21 protein-coding genes and 1 pseudogene are annotated in these 19,724 nt (G+C 54.0%); 14 read left to right on the top strand and 8 right to left on the bottom strand.

Going from position 1 to position 19,724, the window contains the following annotated elements:
• Positions 1–47: 47 nt before the first annotated feature.
• Entirely contained in the window at positions 48–926 is an 879-nt protein-coding gene (locus CHH28_RS18070) for a D-hexose-6-phosphate mutarotase (RefSeq protein ID WP_094061633.1), read from the bottom strand.
• Positions 927–986: 60 nt separating this feature from the next.
• Between CHH28_RS18070 and CHH28_RS18065 the strand changes: the two genes are divergently transcribed.
• From CHH28_RS18065 to CHH28_RS18055, 3 genes are all read left to right on the top strand, one after another.
• Positions 987–1,469 (top strand): hypothetical protein, encoded by a 483-nt coding sequence (locus CHH28_RS18065; RefSeq protein ID WP_094061632.1) that lies wholly within the window; start codon positions 987–989, stop codon positions 1,467–1,469.
• 95 nt (positions 1,470–1,564) lie between these two features.
• Positions 1,565–1,954: a hypothetical protein gene (locus CHH28_RS18060; RefSeq protein ID WP_094061631.1), complete on the top strand. Its 390-nt coding sequence runs from the start codon at positions 1,565–1,567 to the stop codon at positions 1,952–1,954.
• A 120-nt stretch (positions 1,955–2,074) separates the two neighbouring features.
• Positions 2,075–3,781, top strand: coding sequence for an endonuclease/exonuclease/phosphatase family protein (locus CHH28_RS18055; RefSeq protein ID WP_199243940.1), 1,707 nt, complete (start codon positions 2,075–2,077; stop codon positions 3,779–3,781).
• 55 nt (positions 3,782–3,836) lie between these two features.
• Here CHH28_RS18055 and CHH28_RS18050 read toward each other — a convergent pair whose 3' ends face one another.
• The 3 genes and pseudogenes from CHH28_RS18050 to pyrC all read right to left on the bottom strand — a co-directional run bounded on the left by CHH28_RS18050 (position 3,837) and on the right by pyrC (position 5,939).
• Positions 3,837–4,208: a YacL family protein gene (locus CHH28_RS18050; protein WP_094061630.1), complete on the bottom strand. Its 372-nt coding sequence runs from the start codon at positions 4,206–4,208 to the stop codon at positions 3,837–3,839.
• 5 nt (positions 4,209–4,213) lie between these two features.
• On the bottom strand, positions 4,214–4,864 hold the full coding sequence (gene rnt, locus CHH28_RS18045; RefSeq protein WP_094061629.1) for a ribonuclease T: 651 nt from the start codon (positions 4,862–4,864) through the stop codon (positions 4,214–4,216).
• A 38-nt stretch (positions 4,865–4,902) separates the two neighbouring features.
• Positions 4,903–5,939, bottom strand: a pseudogene (gene pyrC, locus CHH28_RS18040) (dihydroorotase).
• 200 nt (positions 5,940–6,139) lie between these two features.
• On the opposite strand from pyrC, the gene CHH28_RS18035 reads away from it, so the two are divergent.
• The 5 genes from CHH28_RS18035 (at position 6,140) to CHH28_RS18015 (ending at position 10,542) form a co-directional block, all read left to right on the top strand.
• Positions 6,140–7,081 carry a flagellar protein MotY gene (locus CHH28_RS18035; RefSeq protein ID WP_094061628.1) on the top strand — a complete coding sequence of 314 codons (942 nt, stop codon included), beginning with the start codon at positions 6,140–6,142 and terminating at the stop codon, positions 7,079–7,081.
• 129 nt (positions 7,082–7,210) lie between these two features.
• Positions 7,211–8,428 (top strand): argininosuccinate synthase, encoded by a 1,218-nt coding sequence (locus CHH28_RS18030; protein ID WP_094061627.1) that lies wholly within the window; start codon positions 7,211–7,213, stop codon positions 8,426–8,428.
• A 348-nt stretch (positions 8,429–8,776) separates the two neighbouring features.
• The gene (locus CHH28_RS18025) at positions 8,777–9,406 is read left to right on the top strand and encodes a hypothetical protein (protein ID WP_094061626.1); all 630 of its coding nucleotides are present in this window, start codon (positions 8,777–8,779) and stop codon (positions 9,404–9,406) included.
• A gap of 203 nt (positions 9,407–9,609) precedes the next feature.
• Entirely contained in the window at positions 9,610–9,882 is a 273-nt protein-coding gene (locus CHH28_RS18020) for a hypothetical protein (RefSeq protein ID WP_094061625.1), read from the top strand.
• A gap of 75 nt (positions 9,883–9,957) precedes the next feature.
• The gene (locus CHH28_RS18015) at positions 9,958–10,542 is read left to right on the top strand and encodes a CBS domain-containing protein (RefSeq protein WP_094061624.1); all 585 of its coding nucleotides are present in this window, start codon (positions 9,958–9,960) and stop codon (positions 10,540–10,542) included.
• Positions 10,543–10,631: 89 nt separating this feature from the next.
• Here the strand turns inward: CHH28_RS18015 and CHH28_RS18010 are convergent, their stop codons facing one another.
• Positions 10,632–11,561: a LysR family transcriptional regulator gene (locus CHH28_RS18010; RefSeq protein WP_094061623.1), complete on the bottom strand. Its 930-nt coding sequence runs from the start codon at positions 11,559–11,561 to the stop codon at positions 10,632–10,634.
• 98 nt (positions 11,562–11,659) lie between these two features.
• On the opposite strand from CHH28_RS18010, the gene CHH28_RS18005 reads away from it, so the two are divergent.
• The gene (locus CHH28_RS18005; protein WP_094061622.1) at positions 11,660–12,433 is read left to right on the top strand and encodes a ferredoxin--NADP reductase; all 774 of its coding nucleotides are present in this window, start codon (positions 11,660–11,662) and stop codon (positions 12,431–12,433) included.
• Positions 12,434–12,445: 12 nt separating this feature from the next.
• Here the strand turns inward: CHH28_RS18005 and CHH28_RS18000 are convergent, their stop codons facing one another.
• The gene (locus CHH28_RS18000; RefSeq protein ID WP_094061621.1) at positions 12,446–12,934 is read right to left on the bottom strand and encodes a MarR family winged helix-turn-helix transcriptional regulator; all 489 of its coding nucleotides are present in this window, start codon (positions 12,932–12,934) and stop codon (positions 12,446–12,448) included.
• Positions 12,935–13,047: 113 nt separating this feature from the next.
• On the opposite strand from CHH28_RS18000, the gene CHH28_RS17995 reads away from it, so the two are divergent.
• The 4 genes from CHH28_RS17995 (at position 13,048) to CHH28_RS17980 (ending at position 16,679) form a co-directional block, all read left to right on the top strand.
• A complete protein-coding gene (locus CHH28_RS17995) occupies positions 13,048–13,917 on the top strand; it encodes a DMT family transporter (RefSeq protein WP_094061620.1) in 870 nt (289 codons plus the stop codon).
• 123 nt (positions 13,918–14,040) lie between these two features.
• Positions 14,041–14,490: a hypothetical protein gene (locus tag CHH28_RS17990; RefSeq protein WP_094061619.1), complete on the top strand. Its 450-nt coding sequence runs from the start codon at positions 14,041–14,043 to the stop codon at positions 14,488–14,490.
• A gap of 84 nt (positions 14,491–14,574) precedes the next feature.
• Positions 14,575–15,561, top strand: a complete 987-nt coding sequence (locus tag CHH28_RS17985) for a phospholipase A (RefSeq protein WP_094061618.1) — start codon at positions 14,575–14,577, stop codon at positions 15,559–15,561.
• Complete coding sequence (locus CHH28_RS17980; protein ID WP_094061617.1) at positions 15,561–16,679, top strand: ATP-NAD kinase family protein; 1,119 nt, start codon at positions 15,561–15,563, stop codon at positions 16,677–16,679. The genes CHH28_RS17985 and CHH28_RS17980 overlap by 1 nt, the downstream gene beginning before the upstream one ends.
• On the opposite strand, the gene CHH28_RS17975 is transcribed toward CHH28_RS17980, so the two are convergent.
• Positions 16,676–18,553 (bottom strand): methyl-accepting chemotaxis protein, encoded by a 1,878-nt coding sequence (locus CHH28_RS17975; RefSeq protein WP_094061616.1) that lies wholly within the window; start codon positions 18,551–18,553, stop codon positions 16,676–16,678. The genes CHH28_RS17980 and CHH28_RS17975 overlap by 4 nt on opposite strands.
• Positions 18,554–18,774: 221 nt before the next feature.
• Between CHH28_RS17975 and CHH28_RS17970 the strand changes: the two genes are divergently transcribed.
• Entirely contained in the window at positions 18,775–19,005 is a 231-nt protein-coding gene (locus CHH28_RS17970) for a DUF2175 domain-containing protein (RefSeq protein WP_157729997.1), read from the top strand.
• 35 nt (positions 19,006–19,040) lie between these two features.
• On the opposite strand, the gene nth is transcribed toward CHH28_RS17970, so the two are convergent.
• A complete protein-coding gene (nth, locus tag CHH28_RS17965) occupies positions 19,041–19,676 on the bottom strand; it encodes an endonuclease III (RefSeq protein WP_094061614.1) in 636 nt (211 codons plus the stop codon).
• Positions 19,677–19,724: the final 48 nt, after the last annotated feature.

Raw genomic sequence — 19,724 nt, 5'->3', positions numbered from 1 at the left:
GATCGCTGCAGTGTATGCCGAGCTTATGACACGGATGTTGCGCAGGGTCAGGTTAGCTGTAGCTGCAAGCTGTGCTGCTGGCCAGGCTGTAGCGCAACGCAATCAAAGGCGGCGTTGGTGGTTTCGATGCACACCATGCGTTGCCAAGCATCGGGGTGAAACTGACTCAAGCGTTGGCTTTTATTGATCCAAGGGTTCCACACCACCGTACTGGCACTGTTGCTCACCAAGGTGCGGCTGTGCTGACCGGATTGCAGGCGTAAAGGCCCTTGGCTGTGGTAGATGCGATCCGTCTCCGCGCTGAATCTAACTAGCCCCTGTTGTTGGCGGGATTGCCAATCATCCAGTGCATCGATGTAGGTATTCCCTTGCAGCCCGCCGACTGTCACTGTGCGAATGTCCTCCACCGGCAAGTAGGTGTGCAGGGCCTGGCTGATAGTCACCGGATTCGGGCTGTCATTGCGGCTGTTAAGGCGTAAAACCAAGCGGTCGCGGCGCAGGGTGATGTGCAGTTGTGCAGACATGGTGGGCCATAAACGGCTGAGCTGTTGTGTGGCCAAGGTCAGATCGACTTGGTGCACGTCTTCTTTCAGCGCGCTCAACTGCCACAAGGCCGTGCGTGCTAAACCGTGTGCTGGAGCTGAACTGCCGTTCCCCTGGAAATGCTGTTGCACAGCCTGTGGGTTGCGCCGTAAGTCACCAAACCAGGGCCAACAAACGGGAATGCCGCCACGCACCGAGCTGCCCTGAAGGTAGTCCGCCTGCTCGCTTAGCCATAGCCAGGGGGGATCCCCTTGGGGCTGGAAGTTCAGCAACTGCGCACCTTGCAGCGCCAGTTCTGCTGAAAACAAAGGATGCTGGATGCCGATAATGTCCAGCTGCTGGCGGCGTATTGGGCGACAAAAGGTGCTGCGCTGCAGATTCATAACAGATCTCCGAGGGTGGAGCGCTATAATGCCATGCTCTGTCCATCCTGCAGATCAGGTATGACCCGCTTGAATAAAGACCAACTCAAACAGACCTTGCTGCGCAGCCTCGATGAAGAAATCGAAGCCGCCATCAGCGCTGCAACACAAGCCCAACAAACCGCTGCTCACGAAGATAATAAGCCGGAAAACCAGTACGACACTCTTAGCTTGGAGGCTGCCTATCTGGCGCATGGTCAGTCTGAGCGCATCCTGGAGCTGCAACAGCAGCGTATTCGATTGGCGAAATGGGACGTGCCCGCGTTTGATGACGACGACGAAATAGCGTGCGGTGCTTTGATTCAGCTTTGCCATCCGCAGCAGGGGGAGCGCTGGCTGTGGCTGACTTTATTGGCCGGTGGCCGACGTCTACTGTGGCAGGGCAATGCAGTGACGGTGGTGAGCAGCGATGCACCGCTGGCGCAGTTGGTGCTGCACAAAGGTGTGGGCGACGACATTCGCTGGCAAGGCATGGACGGCTGGGAAATCACCCAACTGCAATAGATGTTCGGGGTGTCAAAAACCTTTATTTTGTTGTGGTTATATTTGCTGGCTGCAGTAGACTGAATCTGTACGACTTTCTAATTAGGAATGCCGCTATGGATTTAAGCGAAGTACAGTTAAACGAGTTGCAACACAGTGCCGTTACGCCAACAGCGTTATTGCAAGGTCTGCAGGTCTACTGCAGGGAGCAGGGCAGCCCATTGGAACAGGCGATTAACCAGTTGGCGCGTTACGTGGCTCAGCAATGGATGGCGCAGCAACTGGCGTTTGCCGACGGCCTCAGGCTGATGCAGCAGTTGATGGCGGTGATGAGCTCGCCGTCGGTGGTGGCCGATTTGCACGGGCGGGTGCCAGAGCCGGCGGCGTCGATTTGTCTGGCTTTTGATGCCGGCACCCTCACTCAGTCGGCGCAGCGCCAGGGCTGTAAAGCAGAGCAGGCGTATACCTTGCCAATCTTGCAAGAAGCTTTAGCACGCTGGCATTGATGCCTCGCTGTTGCTTGGCGGTGTCAGGGCCGACTCAAGCCAAAAAGTGGTAACAAAACAGTAACGTTGCGCTGCAACATCCGTTACATTACGCACCTTTGTCTAAGTAGAAGGTGCCATATGCGCTCTACCCATATCCAAACAGCGGCACTGATGCTGTCGTCCGTTCTGGCTTTGCCCACTTGGGCCATGTCTGACGTGCCGCCTCAAACCCTTGAAACCCGTGTGTTGGTGACCAACAGCACGTTGCAACCAATGACGGTTTCATCTTCCCACGGCACTTTACTCAGTGATCAGATCCCAGCGTTAGCGACGCGTGAGCTGAGCGTGTTGCTGCGCGATGAGGATTCACAGTCCGAGCAGCGCATCACCCTCAGCGCGGGCGATTTTACCGTGCAATTGAGCCAGCAGCTGCAAGGCACTGAGTTGAGCTATTCGGCGTCGGGTAATCAGTGGCAACTGCCGCAACTTAGCGGCGAGCAAACCCATCGCCAGCTGGTGGAGTTAGGGCAGTTCGATGCGCAAGTGGCGGTCAAAGGCCAACAGTTACAAGACGGCGGCCAGCTGCACTACGTGATTCAGACGCAGGATGAAAAACCCAAATTGGCTGATGCCGGCTCGTTCAATGTGCTGAGTTATAACGTCTGGGCAACAACGATTTATGGCTCAAAAAAGGTCGGTACTCGCTTAGGTTTGATGCCTGAGGTGATGGCGGGGTATGACGTTCTGGTGTTGACCGAAGTGTTTGACCCCATCGCCAGCAATACTTTGCTGGATGCACTGCGTGCTGAATACCCGTATCAAACCAGCGAAATCTTTAAGCTGGGCAAAGTGATGGGTTCGGGCACTCGCGTGCTGTCGCGTTGGCCATTTGAGCTGGAAGCGGCGCACAAGTATCAGGCCTGTGACGGTCTGCAGTGCGCGGCGACGCGTGGGGTAATCTACGCCAAGATCAACAAGTTGGGTAAGCCGTATCACGTGTTTGCTACGCACACGCAGTCGTCAGACGACGACGCTAACCGCAATGCACGCAAAGCGCAGCTGCTAGAAATGGGTGAGTACATTCGCTCGCTGAACATTCCTGCCAACGAAGCCGTGGTGATGGCCGGTGATTTCAACGTCAATAAAGGTGGTTTACCAGAGGACCGTGACTACATGGAGGCGGTGTTAAACGCCATGGAGCCGCAAAATACCGGTCATGATCAAACCTATGATGCCAACACCAATTTCTGGGCCGAGCAGCCTTATGTTGAGTACCTGGATTACACCTTGGTGAGCCGAGCGCATCAAACGCCCATCAGTGCTGAGCAAAATGCTTTTGCACCGCGCTCAACCAATGACGAACTGTGGGGCGAGTGGGATTTATCGGATCATTATCCGGTACGTGGTTTATTCCAATTTGACGCCAGCCAAACCGAGCGCCAGCCTTTCCCATACTTCGGTGAGCCTCTGCACCTGCAAACCAGTAACGGCCACTATGTGCGTGCCATGAGCGGCGGTGATAGCTTTATTTCTGCAGGTTCTGATCACATCGGTACGTGGGAAACGTTTGTTTTAGAGCCTGTAACAGAGAATAAAGTGGCGCTGCGCGCTCGCGGTGGCCAATACGTTGGCTTGGACTCTTATGTGTTTGGCACTTTAAAAGCCAAGTTTGATTCACCAGAAGTGGCGGCGCAATTTGAGCTGGTAACACAGTCCAATAATGCCATTGCTTTAAAAGCCGACAACGGTAAGTTTGTGCGTGCTGATTTTGGCGGCGGTGTTGGTTTAAGTGCCAATGCCAGAGCGGCGAAAGAATACGAAACCTTTGTATTGATGCGCCCTTAATAGGCAAAAAAGAAGGCGCTTAGCGCCTTCTTTTTTATACACCTTATTCTGCTCTCTACTGCTCGAGAAAATCTCGCCACTCAATGAGCAAGTCTTTAAAGTCCTCAAGGCCGCAGCTGGCTCTGGACTCGGCGTCGTAAAAATCCATATCTTCTTCGTTTAATTCATCCAATGAGTGTTGTTGCAGTAACTCATGGGCGATCACATCGGCGTCATCGCGTGATAAACGCAGCATAAAATCGTGGCCACGCCACTCAAACTCTTGCAGCTCACCGGTCAGCAGTGCGTCGGTTTTTTCCAGCAGTTGCGTCAGCACTTCATGGTTGTCGCCCAAGTCATCGCTTAACCAAAAGCCAAAGGCCTCGTGGTCCATGGATAATTTGGCACAAGGAAGCTGGCGCTCGTTATAAAAAAAATGAAAATCCATGCGATTTATTCACTGTCCTCGGTGCTAGCCAATGGCCAGCCACCCAGGTCCTGATAACGGTTAACCATGTAGCAGAACAGCTCTGCCGTTTTTTGCGTATCGTAAGCGGCGCTGTGCGCTTCGCTGTTATCAAACTCGATACCGGCCATTTTGCAGCTTTTTGCCAGCACGGTATGGCCCAAGGCCAGCGCCGCGATGGAAGCGGTATCAAACGATGAAAACGGATGAAATGGATCGCGCTTAATGTCGTTGCGAGCCACCGCTTCGCGCAAAAAGCCGTGATCAAAATGAGCGTTGTGGCCCACCAGCACCGCACGGTTGCAATCGTAATGTTTGATTTCACGGCGCACGGTTTGGAACATGCGCGTCAGTACGTCAATTTCAAACTCCGCATCGCGGTCCGGGTCGAACGGATCAATGCCGGTGAAATCCAACGCTTCTTGTTCTAAATTGGCGCCATCAAAGGGGTGCACCAATGCCGACAGGGTTTCTTTTGGAAACAGATAGCCCTGCTCGTCCATGCCTAATGTCACCATGGCTATTTCTAACAGCGCGTCGGTACGCGCGTTGAAGCCACCGGTTTCGACGTCCACTACCACGGGTAAAAAACCGCGAAAGCGCTGGGCCATCAATGATTTTTGTTGCGAATCGCTCATGCCTTGCCTATTCGATTAGTCAATTAAGGCCCTTCGGCTCAATAATCCAGTTTCCAGCGCAGTGTTTCGCCGGCTCTCAGCGGTACGATGACATCGTCACCAAAGGTCATTTCTTGTGGCACCTGCCATGCCTCTTTTACCAGGGTGATCTCGTCGCTGTTGCGTGGCAGACGATAAAAATCTGGCCCAAAGAAGCTGGCAAAGCCTTCGAGTTTATCCAGCGCACCTAGGTCTTCAAAAATCTCGGCATACAGCTCAATGGCGGCGTAGGCGGTAAAGCAGCCAGCGCAGCCGCAAGCACTTTCTTTGGCGCCCTTAGCGTGTGGTGCACTGTCAGTACCGAGGAAAAACTTCGGGCTGCCACTGATGGCGGCTTCCTGCAGCACTTGCTGATGACGACCGCGCTTTAAAATCGGCAAGCAATAGTAGTGCGGTTTGATACCCCCACCAGCATGTGGTTACGATTGTACGCCAGGTGCTGGACGGTAATGGTAGCGCCGACATGATCACCTTGTGAGCGCACAAACTCGACCGCATCGGCGGTGGTAATGTGTTCAACGACCAAGCGCAGGTTCGGATGGCGTGCCACCAAAGGCGCCAGGATTTCATCCAAGAAGCGCTTTTCGCGATCAAATATGTCCACTTCCGAGTGAGTGACTTCGCCATGCACCAGCAACGGCATATCGTTTTCCGCCAACGCCGCTGCAATGTCATCCAGCTTGCTAAGGTCGGTGACACCCGAATCTGAGTTGGTGGTGGCGCCAGCCGGGTACAGCTTCACAGCGACGACATGGCCTGACTCTTTTGCCTCACGAATCATTTCTGGCGTGGTGTTGTCGGTCAGATACAACACCATTAACGGATTGAAACTGAGACCTTGCGGTACTTTTGCCAAAATACGATGACGGTAGTCGGAGGCTTGCTCGGCATCCATCACCGGTGGCTGCAGGTTAGGCATGATGATCGCCCGCCCCATGACCCTGGCGGTGGCTGGCACCGTATGCTCTAGCAAGCGGCCATCGCGCAGATGCAGATGCCAGTCGTCAGGGCGGGTAAGGGTAATTCGATCAGTCATGGGCCAACCTCGGTGCTCTGGTACAGGGAGTTGGCGCGCATTGTACCGGAAGCACAAGCAAATGCCGATGCAGCAAAAGTGCTCAACTTTCGCCAGCCTTGGCCGATACCCTCAGCAGACCGGGAAACCGTCCGTTATTTGGGTGTCTATACACGGGCGTCTATACAGTAGGCTTGGCATGAAAACGACAGAATGAAGTTATGGTCCGTACCCTGAAAGGCAGGCTGCTGTGCTGGCTGATGTCGATGACGGCGTCAGCCCCTGCATTGGCACTGGAATATGGGGGCTCAGTTGAAACCACGCAGTGGTCGCTGAGTGGCTCCATCTTCGAATGCGTGTTCGAGCAACGCATTCCGGGGTACGGTCGTGCGCAGTTTTATCACCAGGCCGGTGAGGATGTTGAGTTTCGCTTGCTGACCAACCGTAATCTGATGGACTACAGCCAGGCGCAGGTCAGTATCTTACCGCCGCCGTGGCAGCCCAGTGGCCGCAGCGAACCCCTTGGCACCAGTCGTATTGTCGATGATTCGCCCAATTTGGTGCTGGACAAACGCCGCACCAATCAGTTTTTGCATGCCTTGCTAGAAGGCAAGTGGCCGACCATTGCCCATCAGACCTATTACGATCGTGGCCGCTCCATCAAGGTCCACGTATCGGCGGTGATGTTCAAAGATTATTACCAGGACTATCTCAAGTGTGTGGATCAGCTGCTGCCGATGAATTTTGAGCAAGTAGCGCGCTCTAAGGTGTTCTTCGGATCGGGCGAGCGTGGCCTCGATCTGCGCGATAAAGCGCTGCTAGACCGTATTATCTTCTACGTGCAAAACGATCCACGAGTTTTCGCCATTTATTTGGACGGTCACTCCGATCGCCAAGGCCGCCGCTACGACAATCGACAAATCTCCAAAGCTCGGGTGGAGGCGGTTGAGCGCTACTTCATTTTAAAAGGTGTTGACCCGGAAAAAATCACCACGCGCTTCCATGGCGGTCGCTACCCTGTGGCCAATAACGCTACCGCCGCCGGAAGGGCGGAGAACCGCCGGGTGACGGTGCGGTTGGAGCAGCGCCAGGATATGGAGTTGCCGCCTGAGTTGCGCTTCCAGCTGCCAGCCCGACAAGGATTTACCAGCGCCAGTCGGTGAATATAATTCGACGATTTGCTTATCTGGCAAAATTAAATTCTAGGCGTTACAATGCCGTTCTTTTCTTAGCCCGTGATCTGCGCGACCATGCGCAACCCAATAGCCGGGCAGTTCAAGTTGGAGAAATGCATGTCAGACATCAAGAAGGTGGTGCTGGCCTACTCGGGTGGTCTCGATACGTCGGTGATCGCTAAGTGGCTGAAGGAAGAGTACCAGTGTGAGGTGGTAACCTTTACCGCGGATTTGGGCCAAGGTGAAGAGGTCGAGCCTGCTCGCGCCAAAGCCGAAGCGCTGGGCATCAAAGAAATCTACATCGATGATCTGCGTGAAGAGTTCGCGCGTGACTTTATCTTCCCGATGCTGCGTGCCAACACCATTTATGAGGGCGAGTACCTGCTCGGCACCTCCATTGCTCGACCATTGATCGCCAAGCGTTTGATTGAAATTGCCAACGAAACCGGCGCTCAGGCGATTGCCCACGGCGCCACAGGCAAGGGTAATGACCAAGTACGTTTTGAGCTGGGTGCGTACGCACTCAAACCCGATGTGCGCGTGATTGCGCCGTGGCGCGAATGGGATTTGAACTCGCGTGAAAAATTGATGGCGTATTGCCAGAGCCACGATATTCCGGTTGAAAATAAAGCGGGCAAAAAGTCGCCTTATTCGATGGACGCTAACTTGTTGCACATCTCCTATGAAGGCGATTTGTTGGAAGATCCTTGGACCGAGCCGGAAGAAGACATGTGGCTGTGGTCAGTCTCGCCGGAAAACGCACCGGATGAGCCGACTTACATCACCATCAGCTTTAAGCAAGGCGACCCGGTTGCCATTGATGGGGTGGAAAAATCGCCGGCGACCATTATGGAAGAGCTGAATAAAATCGCAGGTGCCAATGGCATTGGCCGCGCCGACATTGTTGAAAACCGTTACGTTGGCATGAAAGCGCGTGGCTGCTATGAAACACCGGCCGGCACCGTGCTGCTAAGAGCGCATCGCGCGATTGAGTCCATTACCCTGGACCGTGAAGCGGGGCATTTAAAAGACGAATTAATGCCGCGCTACGCCAAGTTGATTTACAACGGTTACTGGTGGAGCCCAGAGCGTAAAATGCTGCAGGCCGCCATTGATGACACTCAAACCATGGTCAACGGCGATGTGCGCTTAAAACTGTACAAAGGCAATGTGATCGTTGTGGGTCGCCAATCTGACGATACGCTGTTCTGTGAAATGACAGCGACATTTGAAGACGATGACGGGGCTTACGACCACGGTGAAGCCGAGGGCTTTATTAAACTTAAAGCTCTGCGTTTGCGTACTGCAGCGAAAAAAGGCAGATCCCTGCTATAACCTTGTTTGCGTAACCCTGAATATGAACCCGCCTGCTGGCGGGTTTTTTTATATCAATTTCTCATTTTTCTAGAATTTAAAATAATCAGTGTCTTTATGTCATGTTTTGTAGCCGGCTGATTCAAAACGGCTTTTAAAACTTGAGATTATTCAGAGACTGTGTCTGTTCATACCTACGTATGACACCGAGCTGCCCATCTCAACGCGCGCCAAAATAGCCCCACGTTTTTTACTCTGGACACCTACCTTGCACGCTTTCTATATTGATTTTCCTCGCCAATCCACTCAGTGGTTGGCGAGCTTAATGGAGTGAATTGGTAGGATTAATTAGGCAAGGAGAATGCCGCTATGGAATGGTCGAAAACGCTATTGGCGACTGCCGTAATGGTCAGCGCTGTACCAACACAAGCGCAGGTCCGTGACTGTACTGGGGAAATGGCAGCCGCCGCCGATGCGGTGGCGAATTTTCGGATGGCTGAGCGAGAGCGCAATCACTATCTGCAAGAGCTCACTGACCTGTGGGATGAAATGGATGCCATCAATGCAGAACTGGCAACCGCCACTGACGAGCAGTACAGAACGGAGCTGCGGCGTCGGCTCAGTGACATAGAAACCTTAATGCCGATCGTCAATCAAGATCGCAGCTACGCCCAGCAAGATCTGGAGCACTATCGGCAGATTAAAGACGCCGCCAATCGGGTATCCATGGAGTGTCAGGTGGAGCGCCACAACGATCTGCAGAACCAAGGAAGCAGTGGCGACATCGAACCGGACGACCATCCAGGGCCACCGGATGACAACGGCAGTGGTTTTGAAGGCGGTGGTTCTAGCGGTCCAGATGGCAGCAGTGGCGGCGGTAGGGTGTGTCTGGCGACCACAACCTTAACCATTACCATTGACCCGTGCGCCAACACCTCGCAGCCATCGTGCCCTTACACCGAAACGGAAACCCACTGTGTTTTATGGAGCGACGACTAGCCAAGCGGGTAGCCGCTGAATCGGCGGCTAACCGCTGCCTGTGGCGGTGCGCATGAAGCACCGCTGCATGCCTGACCGACATGTTTTCTCACCGCTATATTAACTAACGGCATCTTTTGGCTGTCGGGTTTTCGCTGGGCTTGAAACTTTGTCGCTGGCCCCCACTCTATCAACAACGCCCTTTGCTTTGGTATCTGGATCTGATGCGTAGTTGGCTCCTGCTCTCTTTATTGCTTGGTCTGACCGTGACTGCGTCGCTGCATGAGCCGGTGTATGACCATGAGATAGTGCAGGCCATCGCCAGCGACATCTCGTTGGACGAAACGCAAGGGGACGTACCTGCCATCGCTTGGGTGTGGCAGTGCTTGATTGGCGCCGCGACGGTGCTGATTTTTTGCCGTTATCGCGGTGATCTGCGTGTCCAATCTGCCTCCACCTGTCAAATTCGCGCTCCGCCGTCTGTTCATCGCTCGTAGCTATATACACTGAACATAAACACCTGATCACAGGTACCCGTGGCTGTTGATGACAACGGCCCAAGGAGCAGATAGATGAACAAACTGACACTTTATTCAGTACAACCGGACGACCGTTTGGTCCATGTGTTACCGACCGACTCTCTGACACTGGAAAGCCCGGCCACCTATTTTTATGTCGACTGTATGCAGTCGGAACCGTTGGCGCTGAGCGCTTCGGCATCGGCAGCCGCGGCGCGAGACATGATGCTGGCGACATCCATGCGATTGAGCATGGTGGTGGATCGCCACGGTGATTTGGTCGGCGTTGTCAGTGCCGAGGATTTGTCGGAGCAGGCGATGGTGCGTTACATCGGCCAGCGCCGTACCGGGCGCCAGGAGATCCGTGTCAGCGACTTGATGACGCGCAAACAAGACCTACCGGCGATCGACCTGCTCGATGCTGAGCGCGCGACCATTGGCGAGGTGATTGCGTTCTTGAAAGAGAATCAGCAGCGCCATTGCTTGGTGGTGGATGAGCAGCGCCATCAAATTCGTGGCTTGTTGTCCGCTGATGATATTGCCCAGCGATTGCGCTTGCCGGTCAACATCGCGCAGCCATCGTCGTTCTATAAAGCGTTGGTGGCGCACGAGGACAGCCGGCCGTTGATGCAGGCGTAGGTAGCAAAAAACTTAATACGCCATTGAGCGGGGCCATTGCCCCGCTTTTTTGTATCGCCAGCTTTTGCAATGGACGGGCACCTGTGCGGTTAACTCTGGTTAGTTACCACGTTCTTGGCATAGCCGCGACAGAGATCCAGCCAAGCTTCGATGCCGGCGGTTTTGAACTTCTGTCGGTGCATGGCCAGGTAGAGCCTGCGTTGCATGTTCAGCTGCGGTAGGTGCAGTGCGACCAAGCGTCCGCGTTCAAACGCATCACGTAAGGTAATGCTCGACAAGCAGCCGAGGCCAAGCTCAGCCTCCACGGCGCGTTTAATCGCTTCGGTGTGTTGCAGCTCCAGCTGAATATTCATTTCTGGCAGCCAGCCATGAAAGGCGCGCTCGAATGCCTGGCGTGTTCCTGAGCCAGATTCGCGCACAATCCATGGCTGGCCGATGACATCGCTTGGCTTAAGGGATTGCCCCTGGCGTTGCAGCTGTCGCTGACGTTCTGCCAATGGGTGGTGCGGGTGGCAGAATACCGCCAGTTCGTCTTCCATCCATGGCTCGATGTGCAAATGAGGATGGTTGATTTCGCCTTCGATTAAGCCGATATCGAGTTGGAAATCGAGCAGCTCTTCGACAATGGTGCGGGTGTTGGCCACGTCCAGAGTAACGCGAGTACCTGGGTGGTCGGTCATAAAGCTGGCCATCAGCGGCACCACGAGATAATTACCGATGGATAAGGTGGCGCCAACTTTGATATTACCGATGGTGCTATGGCGGCTGAGCTGCTGTTCCAGCTCTCGGGCCTGCACCAATAAGGATTCTGCTTTTGGAAGTAATAGTCGGCCTTGCTCATTGAGCTGCAAGCGTTTGCCGTGACGATCAAACAGCTGCACATCAAACTGCTGCTCGATATCACGCAGCGCACTGCTGGCGGCACTTTGCGACATGGCCAGTGATTCTGCGGCGCGCGTCAGGTGATTGTGCTGCGCCACGGCGAGAAACACTTCTAGCTGGCGTAGGGTAAATCTCATAATCAGAAAAACCGAATAAGCATATTGGCTTTAATTGTTTTACCGATAATAGACCGGCGCTTATTATGGCGCCATCTGTTAATTGTCCGAGAGTTGTGATGAGCAATCTGATTCGTGAAACCGTTACCAGCGTCCATCACTGGAACGACACCCTGTTTAGCTTCACTACCACCCGCAATCAGGGGCTGAGGTTCAAAAACGGTCATTTCACCATGATCGGTCTGGAAATCGAGGACAAGCCACTGCTGCGTGCCTACAGCATCGCCAGTGCCAACTACGAAGAAGAGATGGAGTTTTTCTCTATCAAAGTGCCCGATGGCCCGCTGACATCACACCTGCAAAAGCTGGCGGTGGGAGATGAAATTCTGGTCGGCACTAAACCCGTGGGCACCTTGGTTGCCGACAACCTGCTGCCAGGAAAAAACCTGTATTTGCTCAGCACCGGCACCGGGCTGGCGCCGTTTTTGAGCATCATCAAAGACTTTGAAATTTACGAGCAGTTTGAAAAAGTGGTGCTGACCCACGGCGTACGTTATGTGTCTGAACTGGCGTATCAGGATCGCATTCAAAGCGAGCTGCCCAACAACGAATACTTTGGCGATATGGTCAGTCAGCAGCTGATTTATTACCCTACCGTGACGCGCGAGCCGTTTCGCAATCAAGGGCGCCTGACCGATTTGATCACCTCGGGCAAGCTCACCCAGGACATTGGCCTGTCGGATCTGGACCCAGAAAACGACCGCTTTATGCTCTGTGGCAGCCCAGCCATGCTGGCCGATCTGACCAGCATTCTGGATGACATGGGCTTTAAAGAAGCCCGCGGCGGCCAAGCGGGTCATTACGTCATCGAACGGGCGTTTGTAGAAAAGTAATTATCGCGGTGGTTAACTTTCTAACCGCGATAGCCAGCCACGTAGAATCTCATCCAACTGTTGCAGCTGCTGCTGAGGAACCTCAGCCAGCAGCTGACGCTCGTTCTCGACATGAGCGGCGAAGACTTCGTCGATCAGCCCTAATCCTTTCTCTGTCAGCTCCACCAACAGGCTGCGGCGGTCCTCTGTGTCGGCTACACGACGAATGTGGCCTGCGCTTTCCAGTCGATTCAGTCGATTCGTCATCGCGCCGGACGACAACATGGCAGACTGGAACAACGCCGTTGGTGTCAGCCGATAGGGCGCACCACTGCGGCGCAGCGTCGCCAATACATCAAATTCGCCACTGCTCAATCCCAGGCTTTTATGGTGGGCGCTGATGCTCTGACCTATGTGCTGAGACAAACGCGATAAGCGGCCGATCGGTCCAACTGGCGAGCAGTCGATATCAGGCCGCTCGCGCTGCCATTGTTCCAATATGGTGTCCACGTGGTCTTTCAAGGCCGATTCTCCTTTGGCAAAACTCAGGCAATTATCTTTGCATAAAGATAGTTGATTGTCTGCGACTTTTAATTTATCTTTATTTAAAAATACTTCATCTAAAGGTTTTTCCTATGTCACCTCTATGGACTGCGTTACTGGCGCCCTTAATGTGGGGCACAACTTATGCGGTGACCCAGCGCTGGTTGCCACAGGCTGACCCAGTGTGGCTGGCGGGGCTGCGTATCTTGATTCCTGGTGTGTTGTTGTTGCCGTTGGTGCCACGCTCGGTGTGGCAGCAGCGCTGGCGCGATGTGCTGATTCTCAGCGTGCTGAATCTGGGTTTGTTTACTTTCTTATTGTTCACGGCCATTCAGCGCTTGCCCGGTGGCATGGCCGCGACTCTGGTTTCGACGGTACCGCTGCAGGTACTGCTGCTGCGCTGGTTGATGGGGCACTTTCCCGGAATACCGCGTTTGTTGGCGGCCATGGTCGGCATTGCGGGCGTCGCCATGTTGGTGTGGCAAGCGCCGCAACAGCCGGACTGGCTGGGTGTGGTGGCTGCCTTGTTAGCCGCGCACAGCATGGCGTGGGGTATTATGTTGGTGCCTAAGTTAGGCCAGGGCATTGCTGCCTTGCCGTTGACGGCAGCGCAATTGGTGGTGTCTGGCGTATTGCTGACCGCCATTGCTGTGTTCCTGGGGCTGCCTTTCCCGGAAGTCACGCTGTCATCGTCGCTGACCATGGTGTGGCTGGGGCCGATCAGTGTGGGTCTGGGCTATTTCGTCTGGTTTCGTGCGATGGAGACGGTGGCGGTCGAAAAGCTGGCATTCCTTGGTTTGGTGAATCCTATTGTGGCTGTGATGGCAGGGGTGATGCTGATGTCTGAGCAGTTGCAAAGCTTGCAGTGGTTGGGTATGACCTTGGTGCTGGCCAGTGTCCTGCTGGCACAACGCTTACCAGCCAGCTTGCCGGTCGCGGGTTCACTGAAGCCGGCCCAGTAGCTGGCCCTGTTTTTGCTGCTGCCCCTGTCAGCAGCAAAAATTGCTCTTGAGCGTCACTAAACTGGCGTTTAGGGCACTCTAACCGTACGGCGCGATGTCGGAATATTGTCACAGGGGGATAAAATGGCAGCAATAGGCAGTGTGGGAGCGGTGTTACGCAGCTTGCAAACGGCGCAAGACGTCGGCAAAGCCATCCGCGAAGCGGGCTACGTGCTGAGCCGCGATGATATGCGTCGGCAGTTGGCCGATTTGTCGGGTTCTGTGTCTGAAGCCAAGTTGCAGCTGACTTTGCTGAAAGAAGCACTGGACAGCAAGGACGAAGAGTTGCGCAAGCTCGAGCGCACGCTAAGTTTTAAGCAAATTCTGCGGCGCCGTGGCGATGGTTATTACAAAACCCTGGATGGCAGGCCCTACGGCCAACCATATTGCTCTTACTGCTGGGAATCTGAACACAAGGCGATTCACTTGCACAGCAAGATATTCAGCAAAGACGTACGTCAGTGCCCACATTGTAAAAACGAATATCAGACCGGCCGCACGCCGTATTTGGAGGCGGATCGCTTGGCTATTTGATGTCAGCGGTAGACATCCCCTCACAGGGCATTACTATGAGGCCGCCGCTCGCGCTTACCCTCGCGCTTACTATAGGAATGCCCGATGAAATTGCTGTTCACCTCTGTTTTGTGTTTATGGTCGACCTTGGCGATGTCCGAGGGCTCAGCTGCCAACAGCGGTGATGAGCCGGTCAAAACACGCGCTGAGGTGGTGGAGGTCATCGACGAAGAAGAATTCCCCGATACCGTGCGGCAGTTGCCGAAATTGGTGGAAAAAATTCAGGTTGAGCGCGCTGCCGCAGATAACCCTTACCTGTTGCTGCCACACCGCCCTAATTACGTTATGCCCTTCACGTATCAGACGCGACCCAATGAGCGTGAAGTGGAGCGCCTGTTAAATCGAGCCGGCGGCGGCGAGAGCACGCTGCAGCAAGAAGGTTATGACCATGTGGAAGCCGTTTTTCAGCTGAGCATTAAATACCTATTGGCCGAAAACTTGCTGGGCCGCTTAAGTACCATCGAAGTGGGTTACACCAACCGCTCATTCTGGCAAGCCTACAATTCCGATATTTCCAAACCTTTTCGCGAAACCAACCACGAACCCGAGCTGATGTTCAGTTGGCAGTTGCAGGATCACTGGCTGGAGCACGTGGGTATTTCTCTGAACCATCAATCCAATGGCCAGACCAGCTCGTTGTCGCGCAGTTGGAATCGAGTGATTTTTGAAGCGGCGTCCATTGCTGGGAAAAATATCTGGTATGGCCGTGCTTGGTGGCGTGTGCCAGAAGAAAGAGACGGCGAACCATTTGATCCCTCAGACAACGATAACCCAGATATTGATGATTATTTGGGGCATGGCGAGCTGTATTTGTTGCATCCACTGAAAGATCACACCTTCACCATGATGGTACGCAATAATTTTAATTGGTCGGAAAATCGCGGTGCGGTAGAAATTAATTACAGCTTCCCGCTTACCAATCGGCTGAAGGGTTTTGTGCAGTATTTTAATGGTTACGGTGAAAGCCTGATTGACTACAACGTCTATCAGGAACGTATTGGTTTTGGCATTAAACTCAGTGACTGGATCTGATGTTACGACTTGGATTGATCATTAACCCGTGGGCCGGATTGGGCGGCTCAGTGGCATTAAAAGGAAGTGATGGCGCTGCGACCGTGTCTGAAGCATTGGCGCGCGGTGCAGAGAAAAAAGCCGCGCTACGCACGCGTTTAGCGTTGGAGCCACTGACAGAATTTGCACCGCATTGTTTGTGGCTTACACCCAGCGGTGAAATGGGCGCCGATTTATTGCAAGAGTTAGGCTTTCGTTACCAGGTGCTCGATGATGTCACGCCGTCTTGCCCGTCGACGGCAGAAGACACCCACAAAGCTGCCGAGAGCCTGCTGAAACAAGATATTGATGCCTTGGTGTTTGCGGGTGGCGATGGCACCGCCCGCGATATTTGTCGCATTGTCGAAGATAGGCTGCCGGTGCTCGGCATTCCTGCCGGTGTAAAAATACATTCCGGTGTTTTTGGCATCACTCCCAGAGCCTGCAGCGAAGTATTAACGCATTTTTTAACCGGTCGGTTGGTGGATGTGCGCGAAGCTGAGGTGCGTGACTTGGACGAAGACGGCTATCGCGCTCAGCAAGTGCGGGCTAAGCACTTTGGTGACATGCGTGTGCTGCAAGTTGGTCAGTTCGTTCAAGCGGTAAAGCAGGGCGGGGTAGAGTCCGAAGAGTTGGTGTTGGCGGACATGGCGGCAGACTATGTGCAATCAATGCAAGACGATGTGCTCTATCTCATCGGCTCGGGTAAAACGACACAATCAGTGATGGTCGAGCTGGGTTTTACCGGCACTTTGCTGGGGGTGGATGCCGTTATCAACGGTGAGCTGCTGGCCAGCGATTTGACCGAGCAGCAAATTCTGCAACTGTTGCAGCAATTTCCCAAGCGTCGTGCGCTGATCAGTGCCATGGGCGGACAGGGGCATATTTTTGGCCGCGGTAATCAGCAGTTCAGCGCTGAGGTCATCGCACAAATAGGCAAAGCGCAGTTTGATGTGATGGCCACCAAAACCAAGCTCACCAGCTTGCAAGGGCGGCCGCTGATCGTCGACAGCAGCGACCCACAACTGGATCAAGCTTGGCGCGGCAGCATTGAGGTGATCACCGGTTTTCAGGACCGGGTTATTTACCCGGTCGCTTAAACGCGGAATTTGTCCACCGCAGCGCCCAGGTGATGAGCCAATTCAGACAGCTCATCACCAGCTTTGGCGGCTTGTTTGGCTTCCTGGGTCAGCGTATTGGCTAATTCATCTACCCGGCACACGTTGCGGTTAATCTCCTCGGTGGCATAGCTTTGCTGCTCGGCGGCGGTCGCCACCTGAGTATTCAAATCGCTCAGATTGCTCATATTGCTGTAAATAGTATCGAGAATGTCGCTCGACTGTTGCGCCTTGTCGATAACGGTTTGGCTGCGCTCGCGCGATGTATCGACGGTGGTAACCACCAGCTCAGTACCAGCGCGAAATTCGGCCAAGGTATCGCGAATACTTTCGGTGGACTCTTGCGTGCGACTGGCCAGGCTGCGCACTTCGTCGGCCACCACGGCAAACCCTCGGCCCTGTTCGCCAGCGCGCGCCGCTTCGATGGCAGCGTTCAATGCCAGCAGGTTGGTTTGCTCGGCGATGGAGCTGATCTGCGCCAGAATGCTGCCAATCGATTCGCTGTCGCTGCGCAATTTGTGAATGGCTTCGGTGGCGGCGCCAATGTCTTCGCTGAGCTGTTGAATCTCAGCGCGGGTCAGATCGGCAATGGATTTGCCTTTGGATATATCGCCGTGTACATCAGACACCGAGCGCGCGGCTTCGTTGGCGTTGTTGGCGATGTTCTGAATGGTGCTGGTCATCTCGCTCATGGCGGTAACGGCTTGGCCGATTTCATCCTGCTGCTGCTGGGTGGCGCTGCCGACCGACGCTGTCACCGACGCCATATGGCTGGATGCTTGGTTCATGGTATTGGCGCTGTCTTTCACTTGCTGCACCGTTTCACGCAGGGAGCGGATCAGGGCGTCAAAGGAGTCAGACAGTACGCCAATCTCATCACCGGAGTGGTGGTTGATCAGCTGAGTTAGATCTAGATCGTTGGCAACGTGCTGCACTTTTTTCGTCAGATACGAGATCGGCAGGTGAATTGCGCGCGAGACGATCAGCGTCAGGCCAGTGATGAGTAAAATGATAACGGTAACGGCCATCAGCAGGCGCTGATAAATGCTTTCTTCTTGGGCTGTGAAAATGGCGCCAAGGCGCTCGCCGAGGCTGTCAAATAAGGCTTCGGTTTTTTGCACCTCTTGGCGCATGTTGCCGCGCAGGCCGTCATTCTCGCTCAAACCGATGGCGACTTCTTCGCCCACCAGCTGCTGGAACTGTCGTTGATAGCTTTGCAAGCCCGACCGTATGGCCGCCTCTTGCGGGCTGAAGCTTTGCTCTAGCGCTTGGTTAAATGCAGTGACTTGTTTATTAAAGCGCTCTAGATACTTTTGCTGGCGGCGCAGCATAAAGTCTTTTTCATGACGGCGTAGCATCAGCATGTGGTACAGCAGCTCGTATTGACCTTCGTCTTTGGCCAGGGTTTCAACCCCATGCACGGCGCTGCGCAAGCTGCCATAGAGACCGTCTTCTGAGTGCAAGCCAATCACTTGCTGTTTTTGGCTCAGCGCTGCAAAGGCCTCGCTGTAGCGGCGCAACTGTTGTTGCAGCTGCTCCACTTCACTCAGTTGCATGGCGTTTTCTTTGAGCTGCTGCTGCAACGCTTGCAGTGCTTGTGCTGCGCTATCACGCACTTGCTCAAAGCGTTCCACATACTGCAGATCTTTGCGGTTCAAAAAGTCCTTTTCGTGGCGTCGCAGGGCCATCATGTCGGTGGCAATCTTTTGTTGTTGCTCCAACATTTCGCTCAAATGAGACAGCTGATTCAGGCCACTGGCGGCCAGCGCACCGGTTAATAGCAGCCCACCGGCTACTAACACAGATATCAGCGTATGTTTGCTGCGAATACTGACTTGGTTGAGCACACTGAGCATAACGAGTTCCACGGTCTGTCGTTGCTGTAACTGTAGCAGTGCCTCGGTGTTTTGGCGTATTGGCTGGGCGAGCGGTCAGTTATGTGGTCAGTTGCGTCGCCCAGAGGCTGGAGTCGGTTACAAAAATATGACAGAAAGCGTGTTGTAAGTGCTCCGCTAGGCCATAAACTGCGCCGCTTCCGTTTTTTAGGTGATTCACCTCACAGGAGTAACGCCACGCCATGCTTTGCTGTTATTGCTCTCACCCGGTATTGCAGCGTCAACCGATGACCGTGCCCGGCCAAGGGCCAGCGCATCGTGACTGTTATCAGCAGCATTTGATTGAGCAGCGCCAGTTCTTGGGGCTCAATATTCGTGTCTTGTCGGACAACCAGCTGGCGGAGTTGCAGGAGCTGGTGTTGATGGAAAGCAATGCTCGCCAGCAGGCCAATGCTGATATTGAAGTGTGGTAGAACACAGCGCGGTAGAGCGCAGCGTGCTGGCTGCTCTAATCGCTGGTTTTGTCTTTAAACTCGCATAGGTCTTCGATCAGACACGCCGCACATTTGGGCTTGCGTGCCACGCACACATAGCGGCCATGCAATATCAGCCAATGATGCGCATCCATCAAAAACTCCTTCGGTACTAAGCGCATCAGCCGCTGCTCAACCTCGTCGACATTTTTGCCAGGAGCGATCTTGGTGCGGTTGGATACACGAAAAATATGCGTATCGACCGCCATGGCCGGCTGGCGAAAGGCGGTGTTCAATACCACATTGGCGGTTTTGCGCCCGACCCCAGGTAATGCGACCAACTCTTCGCGCGTTTGCGGTACTTCGCCATCGTGGCGCTCCAACAGCAACTGACACATCTTAATGACGTTGCTGGCTTTGCTATTAAACAGCCCGATGGTTTTGATGTATTGCTTTAGCCCATCTTCGCCCAAAGCTAATATCGTTGCCGGTGTGTTGGCGACGGGAAACAGTTTGCGTGTGGCTTTATTTACGCTGACATCCGTAGCTTGAGCTGACAGCGCCACAGCCACCAATAATTCAAATGGCGAGCTGTATTCCAGCTCGGTTTTCGGCTCTGGGTTTTCAGCCCGTAGGCGGGCAAAAATCTCGGTACGTTTGCTTTTGTTCATGTTTGGGCATTGCTAACACGGAAAAGGCTTTATACGTATTTCCTTCTT

It is taken from the genome of Bacterioplanes sanyensis (assembly GCF_002237535.1).
GTDB lineage: Bacteria > Pseudomonadota > Gammaproteobacteria > Pseudomonadales > Oceanobacteraceae > Bacterioplanes > Bacterioplanes sanyensis_A.
This window is presented reverse-complemented; position numbering and strand designations above follow the sequence as displayed.

Bases quoted from the DNA above. Each gene is read 5' to 3' on its own strand.
- CHH28_RS18050 (WP_094061630.1), bottom strand. From the start codon at position 4,208: ATGGATTTTCATTTTTTTTATAACGAGCGCCAGCTTCCTTGTGCCAAA.
- CHH28_RS18010 (WP_094061623.1), bottom strand. From the start codon at position 11,561: ATGAGATTTACCCTACGCCAGCTAGAAGTGTTTCTCGCCGTGGCGCAG.
- CHH28_RS17970 (WP_157729997.1), top strand. From the start codon at position 18,775: ATGCTTTGCTGTTATTGCTCTCACCCGGTATTGCAGCGTCAACCGATG.
- CHH28_RS18020 (WP_094061625.1), top strand. From the start codon at position 9,610: ATGCGTAGTTGGCTCCTGCTCTCTTTATTGCTTGGTCTGACCGTGACT.
- CHH28_RS18030 (WP_094061627.1), top strand. From the start codon at position 7,211: ATGTCAGACATCAAGAAGGTGGTGCTGGCCTACTCGGGTGGTCTCGAT.
- nth (WP_094061614.1), bottom strand. From the start codon at position 19,676: ATGAACAAAAGCAAACGTACCGAGATTTTTGCCCGCCTACGGGCTGAA.
- CHH28_RS18070 (WP_094061633.1), bottom strand. From the start codon at position 926: ATGAATCTGCAGCGCAGCACCTTTTGTCGCCCAATACGCCGCCAGCAG.
- CHH28_RS18005 (WP_094061622.1), top strand. From the start codon at position 11,660: ATGAGCAATCTGATTCGTGAAACCGTTACCAGCGTCCATCACTGGAAC.
- CHH28_RS17985 (WP_094061618.1), top strand. From the start codon at position 14,575: ATGAAATTGCTGTTCACCTCTGTTTTGTGTTTATGGTCGACCTTGGCG.
- CHH28_RS17990 (WP_094061619.1), top strand. From the start codon at position 14,041: ATGGCAGCAATAGGCAGTGTGGGAGCGGTGTTACGCAGCTTGCAAACG.
- CHH28_RS17980 (WP_094061617.1), top strand. From the start codon at position 15,561: ATGTTACGACTTGGATTGATCATTAACCCGTGGGCCGGATTGGGCGGC.
- CHH28_RS18055 (WP_199243940.1), top strand. From the start codon at position 2,075: ATGCGCTCTACCCATATCCAAACAGCGGCACTGATGCTGTCGTCCGTT.
- CHH28_RS18035 (WP_094061628.1), top strand. From the start codon at position 6,140: ATGGTCCGTACCCTGAAAGGCAGGCTGCTGTGCTGGCTGATGTCGATG.
- CHH28_RS18015 (WP_094061624.1), top strand. From the start codon at position 9,958: ATGAACAAACTGACACTTTATTCAGTACAACCGGACGACCGTTTGGTC.
- CHH28_RS18060 (WP_094061631.1), top strand. From the start codon at position 1,565: ATGGATTTAAGCGAAGTACAGTTAAACGAGTTGCAACACAGTGCCGTT.
- CHH28_RS17975 (WP_094061616.1), bottom strand. From the start codon at position 18,553: ATGCTCAGTGTGCTCAACCAAGTCAGTATTCGCAGCAAACATACGCTG.
- CHH28_RS18065 (WP_094061632.1), top strand. From the start codon at position 987: ATGACCCGCTTGAATAAAGACCAACTCAAACAGACCTTGCTGCGCAGC.
- CHH28_RS18025 (WP_094061626.1), top strand. From the start codon at position 8,777: ATGGAATGGTCGAAAACGCTATTGGCGACTGCCGTAATGGTCAGCGCT.
- rnt (WP_094061629.1), bottom strand. From the start codon at position 4,864: ATGAGCGATTCGCAACAAAAATCATTGATGGCCCAGCGCTTTCGCGGT.
- CHH28_RS17995 (WP_094061620.1), top strand. From the start codon at position 13,048: ATGTCACCTCTATGGACTGCGTTACTGGCGCCCTTAATGTGGGGCACA.